At 63.8% G+C, this 7598-nt stretch carries 4 protein-coding genes, 1 pseudogene and 1 CRISPR repeat array; all 5 genes and pseudogenes read right to left on the reverse strand.

Going from position 1 to position 7598, the window contains the following annotated elements; translation table 11 throughout:
* Positions 1–22 precede the first annotated feature (22 nt).
* Positions 23–394 (reverse strand): annotated as a pseudogene (locus HMPREF0975_RS17180) (sugar transferase); the annotation flags it as partial.
* A complete protein-coding gene (locus HMPREF0975_RS01000) occupies positions 391–1599 on the reverse strand; it encodes a DegT/DnrJ/EryC1/StrS family aminotransferase (RefSeq protein WP_009232218.1) in 1209 nt (402 codons plus the stop codon). The gene HMPREF0975_RS01000 and the pseudogene HMPREF0975_RS17180, both read right to left, overlap by 4 nt.
* A complete protein-coding gene (locus HMPREF0975_RS01005) occupies positions 1599–3557 on the reverse strand; it encodes a polysaccharide biosynthesis protein (protein WP_156808130.1) in 1959 nt (652 codons plus the stop codon). Before HMPREF0975_RS01005 ends, HMPREF0975_RS01000 begins: the two co-directional genes overlap by 1 nt.
* Before the next feature lie 786 nt (positions 3558–4343).
* Positions 4344–5687 carry a polysaccharide biosynthesis tyrosine autokinase gene (locus HMPREF0975_RS01010; protein WP_009232220.1) on the reverse strand — a complete coding sequence of 448 codons (1344 nt, stop codon included), beginning with the start codon at positions 5685–5687 and terminating at the stop codon, positions 4344–4346.
* A 243-nt stretch (positions 5688–5930) separates the two neighbouring features.
* Positions 5931–6872, reverse strand: coding sequence for an ATP-grasp fold amidoligase family protein (locus HMPREF0975_RS01015; protein WP_009232221.1), 942 nt, complete (start codon positions 6870–6872; stop codon positions 5931–5933).
* 450 nt (positions 6873–7322) lie between these two features.
* Positions 7323–7595: a CRISPR direct-repeat array (repeat unit 28 nt; unit sequence GGATCATCCCCGCTCGCGCGGGGTTTAC).
* Positions 7596–7598: the final 3 nt, after the last annotated feature.

Below are 7598 nucleotides of genomic sequence, written 5' to 3' on the forward strand. Positions count from 1 at the left end.
TGTCGATGAGCTGGCCGATCTCGTCGAGTCGGTACCGGCGCAGGACGGCACCGACCCGCGTGACCCGCGGATCGTCCCCCCGGGTGATCTGGTCTCCCGGGTCGGCCGGCCGGTGCGTCATGGTGCGGAACTTGACGATCCGGAACTCGCGCCCGAACTGGGTGACTCGCAGCTGGCGGAAGAACACGGGACCGGGCGAGTCCAGCTTGATGAGGGCCGCCAGGATGACGAATAGCCAACCGAGCAGCACGATGAGGACCATCGCCCCGACGACGTCGAGCAGGCGCTTGAGCCGAAGCTGCGCTCCGCGCCGGGACAGCGCCTCGTAGTAGGGACGCACCTCCTCGGTCTGCAGAGAGGCGGGCAGGGCCTCCCAGGGCGGCATTCTCATCATCGGCCCACCGCCGCGAGCGCGTCGAGGGCACAGTCGATGACGTAGTCGACCTGCTCGTCGCTCAAGGAGGTGTGCAGAGGCAGGCTCACCTCGTTGGCGTACAGGTCGAAGGCTCGCGGGAAGTCCTCGATGTCGAAGCCGAGGTCCCGGTAGGCGGTGAGCATGGGCAGAGGCTTGTAGTGGACGTTGCAGGCCACATCCGCGCGCGCCATGTGCTCGATGAACTCGTTGCGCCCGTCCTCGCCCAGGCCCGGCAGGTTCGCCAGGTAGAGGTGCCCGGAGGAAACGGTTCCGTTCTCGTAGTGCCGCAGCGATGTCATGCCCGCAGGAGCCAGGGCCCGGTCGTAGCGGGTGATGATCTGGCGCCTGCGCGCCAGCATGGAGTCGTAGCGGGACATCTGGGCCAGGCCGATCGCGGCGCACACGTCCGTCATATTGCACTTGTAGGCGGGGCTGACCACGTCGTACTCCCAGGCCCCCAGGCGGGTTTTGGCCAGGGCGTCCTTGCTCTGCCCGTGCAGGGACAGCAGCATGTACTGGCGGTAGAGCTCCTCGTCCAGCCCCAGGTCCGGCCTCCAGGTGACGGCTCCCCCCTCCGCGGTGGTCAGGTTCTTCACGGCGTGGAAGCTGAACGTCGTGAAGTCGGCGGCGCTGCCCGACGACGTGCCGTCGCGCCGGGCGCCGAAACTGTGGGCGCCGTCGGCCACCAGGGCGACACGGCCCAGCGCCTCCTGGATCGGACCGGTGGGCGCGAAGAGATGACGCTGGCTGTCAACGACTTCGCGCAACGCCGTGTAGTCGCACATGCGCCCACCGATGTCGACCGGGATGACGGCCTTGGTCCGTGGCGTGAGTGCCTCCGCCAGGACATCGGGGTCCAGTCCGTAGCCGACGTCGGCCTGTCCGGCGTCGACCAGGACCGGGGTGGCTCCCACGTGCACGACGGGCGAGGCAGAGGCCGTGTAGGTGTAGGCGGGAATGATCACCTCGTCGCCGGGACCAATGCCCAGCACTCGCAGGGTCAGCTCCAGTGAGGCGGTCGCGGAGTTGAGGCAGGCGGCTCGGGTGGTATCGCAGCGCTCCGCAACCTGTTTCTCCAGGCTCTTGGTCCGCGGCCCCGTGGTGATCCAGCCGGATCGCAGCGCGGCCTCCACCTCTTGGCACTCGGCATCGGTAATGTCCGGTGGTGAGAACTCGACGCGCATCAGCTGGCCTTCCTCATTGTTGACGACGCACTCGTGCCGTGATCGAAATTCGGGTGGTAGGTGGGAACTGCGTGGGCCAGCTCCTGCTTGATCTGGTCGTTCCCCTGAAGAAGGCAGGCCGTCAGCCGGGCGATCTTCTCCTCCACGTCCTGGATCGTCGGCGGCGGCGCCGTGGAGACGAGGATCGACTTGTTCGCGGTGGGGTGCAGGTCCTCGTTGTGCATCTGCAGTTCCTCGTAGAGCTTCTCGCCCGGTCGCAGCCCGGTGAACGCCACCTCGACGTCTCGTCCGGCCCGCAGGCCTGAGAGCTTGATGAGGTTGACAGCCAGGTCATAGATCCGTACGGGCTGCCCCATCTCCAGGATGAAGATCTCTCCGGCATGGGCCATGGAGCCGGCGGTGATGACCAGCTGGGCCGCTTCGGGGATCGTCATGAAGTAGCGGGTGATGTCCGGATGGGTGACGGTCAGCGGCCCGCCCGAGCGCAGCTGTCGCCTGAACAGCGGGATGACGGAACCGTGGCTGCCGAGCACGTTGCCGAACCGCACGGCGGCGAAGATGGTCGTGCGACTGGTGCGGGCCAGAGCCTGGACCTCCAGCTCGCACAACCGCTTGGTGGCACCCATCACATTAGTCGGATTCACGGCCTTGTCAGTGGAGACCAGGATGAAGTGGCTGCATCCGAACTCCTCCGCCAGACGGCACGTCATCCAGGTGCCCAGCACGTTGTTCTCCACCGCCTCGCGAGCGTTGTCCTCCATGAGGGGGACGTGCTTGTGCGCCGCGGCGTGGAAAACGACCTTCGGCCGGTACCGTTCGAAGCAGTCGCGGACGACTCGCTCATTCGTCACCGAGCCGATGACGACCGAGAGAGTGACTCCGAGCTCGGCGACTCTGGGCTGCATCTCATGGAACAGCTCGTAAGCCGTGTTCTCGTAAATGTCGAAGATGACGATCCGGCGAGGTCGGGCCTCGATGAGTTGGCGGACCAGTTCGGAGCCGATCGAGCCGCCGCCGCCGGTGACCAGGACGACCTGCCCGCGCACATATCCCATGCTCGTGGTGTCGAAGGCGACCTCGTCGCGTGAGAGTAGCTCGGAGATTTCCACGTCCCGCAGTGCGATCTTGCCATCGTGCTGCTGGGCCAGGTCCCGCACGTTCGGCAGGGTGAGAATCCGCAACCCCGTCGTCAGGCAGATAGCCAGGATGCGCTTGCGCTGGGAGGCCAGCGCCGAGGGGCAGGCCAGCACGATCTGCTCAGCCCTGCATTGCTCAGCAATTCGAGGGAGGTCGTCGCATGCCCCATATACCTTGACGCCGTGGACGTGGCGACCGTGCTTAGTCACGTCGTCATCGACCAGGGCCACCGGCTCGCCGCACATGTCCTCATCTCCCAGGCGCATGCGATTGATGGTCAACGACCCGGTTTGCCCGGCCCCGACGATGAGTGTGCGAGGGCGGGCGTCTTGCGCGCCCGATCGAGCGCTGCGCTGCACCTGGCTGCTCCACAGCGCTCGGGCTGCGAGGCGTGTCCCCGCGGTCATGATGGCGAGCAGCGCCCAGGCCATGACGTAGGAGCGCACGGACAGCCCGCCGTCGAAGGCCGAAGAGAAGAGCAGGTCCCCGCAGACCGAGCCGACGACTGTCGCGTAGAGGATCCGCAGAGCTTCCGTCATCGAGGCGTAGCGCCAGAGACTGTTGTACATCTTGAAGGTGGCGAAGACGCCCACGTTGACCACCGCCAATACGCCCACGGCCAGCAGACCGCCGGTCGCACCGGTGGCTGTCGCCCACTTCGTGGTCCCCCACGCTGCGCAGTACAAGGCCAGGTAGGTGGCCAGGACGTCAACGATCATGAAGACGATGGGCTCGACCCGGCACACGGGTGGGCTCGCCCACGCCGGAACATGGACAGGAGGCGGAGGCGGCAAGGAGCCGACCTCCGACGAGGCGCTCATAACACCTGTCGCCCCTCGCCCCCCGGGAGTCGTTGCGAGCAACTGCCCAAAGCCGGGCTCCCGGTCCTCAGCGCGCTTCGGCGACCGGCTCTCGACAGAATACGAATCGTCACGTGTCTTAGCCATGGATTTTCTCGCTCCCTTGAACCGTCTGACGGGCATGGGACACACCGCCGACAAGCAAAGAACTCTGATCAAGTGATCGGAACTGGCGGGAGCGACAGATTTCAGATGTCATCAGGGTTTCAATCTACGGACGAGCGAACAGTGCTAACTGATTCGCTGGACGGACTCGGGGATATCGCTGTTGTTACTGACACGGGCAACAACAACTCGAGAACATGGCGACTGGAACACCTTCAGTCGCCATGAACATTTACCGTTTCTATTCGGCTAATTCCCAATCTAACACCCAGCACCACCGATTGGAAGATTCGGAGGCGATTTTGCTGTAATCGTCGTTTATCAACACATTCAGGGCCACACTGTGGGGTGAAATCACATATCGAAATGCGTAAATACTTGAAGCAACAAGATTTGACGTCAGACAAGCCCGAGAACATACATAACTAGGGCAAACAGTCGAGCCCAGACATATTCATAAATGCTCTCCGATGACGTCGTCGCCTTACTTTCGATGCAATGTCTCATGATTTGCGAAAGCTTCTCACGTCACGACATCTGAGGTGGAGCCGGGATGGGATTCCCGGAGGTATCGTTGACCAACAGGGCCATCGCGGACTCACTTCCTCCATCCAGACGTCGTCCGCGTCACGAGCGAGGCGGCTAGACAGCCGCGATCTCAGGGCGGACGACGTTGCCCCGCACGCCCTTGTGCTTGCCCCCGGGCTCGGATACATCGTTGAGCACCACTCCAAGCGTTCGGCCACCTCCCTGCTCCACAGCGAGAGCCGCCTCCCGCAAGTCCTCCGCACTCGTGCGCCCGGCACGCGCAACGAGAATGACTCCCCCGGCATAAGTCGCCAGGACCACCCCATCGGTGAAGCGCAGGACGGGCGGGGCATCGACGATCACAAGGTGATCCGATGCCAGTCGTCGCAGCAGATCGCGCATCATGGGAGCACCCAGCAGTTCGGAGGGATTCGCGGGCGTATTGCCTGCTGGCAGGAGCTCCAGGCCCGCTACGGGGCCTTTGACCAGGGCGTCCTCAAGGCGAGCCGAGCCCGCCAGCACGTCTGCGAGCCCCGGCCCCTCCTGGAGTCCGACAGCACTCGGCGAGCGCAGATCGCCTTCGACCAGGGCGACCCGATGGCCGGACAGGGCCAGTACTCGCGCCAGGCTGGCAGCCGTCACCGAGGTCCGCTCCTGGGGGCCGGCCGAGGTGACGACCAGGACTCTTCTGTCGCCCTGGGACAACGCGTGGAGCACGTTGGTGCGGGCGGCACGCAGCTGCTCCTCCATCTTGATCTCCGCCCCTCGGCTCAGCCACCGCAGCGAGGGAACCCGCGGTAGCGCGCCGAGCAATGGCACTGACAGAGCCTCACGGACCTCTTCAGGTTCTTTAAGACTCTTGTCGAGTAGCTCCTGTATGAGGATCCACGCGTATCCCAAGACGAGGCCAGCCAACAGGCCCACTGCCACGCAGGTCGCCAGTGCGGGCGAGCGAGTCGCGCTCACCAACTCAGCAGAGGACAGAAGGACGATCTCCACGGGGGACTCATCCCCCTCCACCTCCTTGACCTCAATACCGGCTTGCCGGACCACCTCATCAGCCACGACCTGGGCCTGGTGCGACGAGGAGGCACTGGCGGAGACCTGCACCGACACCGTCTCGGGGGTCCGGGCGGCGGACACCGAGGAGGCCAGTTCCTCAGGTGTGACATCCAACTTGAGGGAATCCACGACGCGCCGGGCGACGGCTGCCGAGGTGAAGACGGGGACCATGGCGTCGGCCTTCATGCTGGCGAGCTGCTCCGCACTGTAATGAGACAGCGCATTCTCTGCTGGATCTCCTGCCACTTTGACATGCAGGTAGGCCTGAGCCGTCGCCGTATATGAGCTCGGCGAGGCAAAAGCGAACACCATTGAGGCCAGCACGCACACGACAATCGCTAGAGCGAGAGAGCCGATGCGTCGACGGGTCAGATGAAGAAGGTCCTCGAGCGTCATTTAGGTATCACCAGTAATGATCAGAGCTGACAGGAAAGGGCTATCGCCGACATAGGAACTCAGCGAAGAAGCACCTGAATTAATGTGATGGATAGTAACACATAGGAGGCTGAGACACGCAAGCATCCGGCCGGTATAATAAGGAGACACTCATTGCATCGACAGAATTTTGAAGAATTCTCATCATCTGATCAATCGATTTTCGTAGATAATCTACAGACGATCCATCTCCCTCTTACACCGTCACAGCATGACCCCCTTGAAGGACTTCTTCTCCGGAAGGATGATGCGATCCCCGAAAACACGGTCGTAACAAGAAGGAGCAAAGTCCGACAGTCCATCCGCGTCCGTGAAGGTGATCTCACCGAAGTAGATGTTTCCATCCACCTCGTAGAAGTCGATGCGCGCGCAGGCGAACCCCTTTCCGAGCTCGCAGGCCAGGGAGCGCATGGTCTCCAGGCCGTTCGGCGGTGGGACATCCGGGGCGCGGTCGGCTTCACACGTGTACTCGAAGGGAGCTCGGGTCCAGTCCGGAAGATAGGTGCCCCGCAGCGCACGGCCCGGAAGCCTGTCCACGGTGAAGACGAACTGGATGACGCCGTCGAACACCATGAACTTGTAGTCCCGCAGCCTCCCTGTATCGTCGCGCAGGAAGGGCTCGCACACGATGCGCGGCTCGCAGTACTCGTAATGCAGCTCGAAGCCGCCCTTCATCGCCTGACGCAGACCAAGCCATTCCCGCAGCCGCCGACGAGCCCAGTCCTCGTCAAGGGCGCTCTTGTCGGGTACGAGGATGTTCCATCCCGAGCCGTGCGTGGCCTTGAGGACGAAGCTGTCCGGCAGGGAGTCGAAGTCGATCTCGTCGGGAGAGTCCCACACGCCCAACAGCGGAATAAGGTACTTCTCCCCCACCGTGTCGGCGACCCACTGGCGCACCAGGAACTTGTCTGCCAGGCGTCCCTTGAGCGGGGTGGAGTCGTAGAGCTTGAGCCAGTGGATCTTCTCGGTCATGGTGCGCGGATCCTCCAGATGGCAGGGCCGGCACTTGAACAGCCAGTACCAGCGTTTGAGCGCGGAACGGTACCGGGGCGGTGACATCCGGCAGTTGTGTCGGTAGATCGTTCGCTTCAGCCAGTTCTGAACCGGTGGGGAGAAGATGGCCTCTGCGGCACTTCTGACACTCATCGTCCTAACTCCTCAAGTCAGGCGGCCGACACAAACCCCATCCAGGGAGGGGACCGCGCGCAGAGCGACTCGAACCACCTTGTCGAGGGTCCGGCGCGTGACGGCTAGGGATATTGGAAAGACGGCCCCGCGGGGACGGGAGGCGTCGTTGCTCGACCTTGCCCTGGTGTCGAACAGCGGCATTAGTTTGCCCTATCCCAGATATATTCGTAAAGCAACCGCCTTGGCGTGTCCTAGTCAGGTGCGAGCAACCTCCCCCGTGAAACGGCCTCGTCTCTGGGGCAGCGGAGTGCGAGCGCCCGTTGCGTTGATCTGCCAGTACATCGACCGGCACAAGGAGCGCTTCGAGGCCTGGCCGATCTGCCGGGTCCTGTCCGACTCCGGCACCAAGATCGCCCCGGCCACCGCGCTACACCACACTACGGGGCACTACCCACCGGGGCGTTCGAGGGATCATCCCCGCTCGCGCGGGGTTTACGCGTGTCTCGGCAGCGAGCTCGCACCAGTCGTCCGGATCATCCCCGCTCGCGCGGGGTTTACCCTACGACCAGCTGAGACGCCTGACCGCCGTGCGGATCATCCCCGCTCGCGCGGGGTTTACGCGGCAAGCGCCCGCGATGCTTGCTCATCTGCGGGATCATCCCCGCTCGCGCGGGGTTTACGGGGCCAACGCGTCACCGAGCACCAGTTGAGAGGGATCATCCCCGCTCGCGCGGGGTTTACCGG

Origin of the sequence: Actinomyces sp. oral taxon 849 str. F0330 (assembly GCF_000239715.1) — a bacterium.
Taxonomy (GTDB): Bacteria; Actinomycetota; Actinomycetes; order Actinomycetales; family Actinomycetaceae; genus Actinomyces; species Actinomyces johnsonii.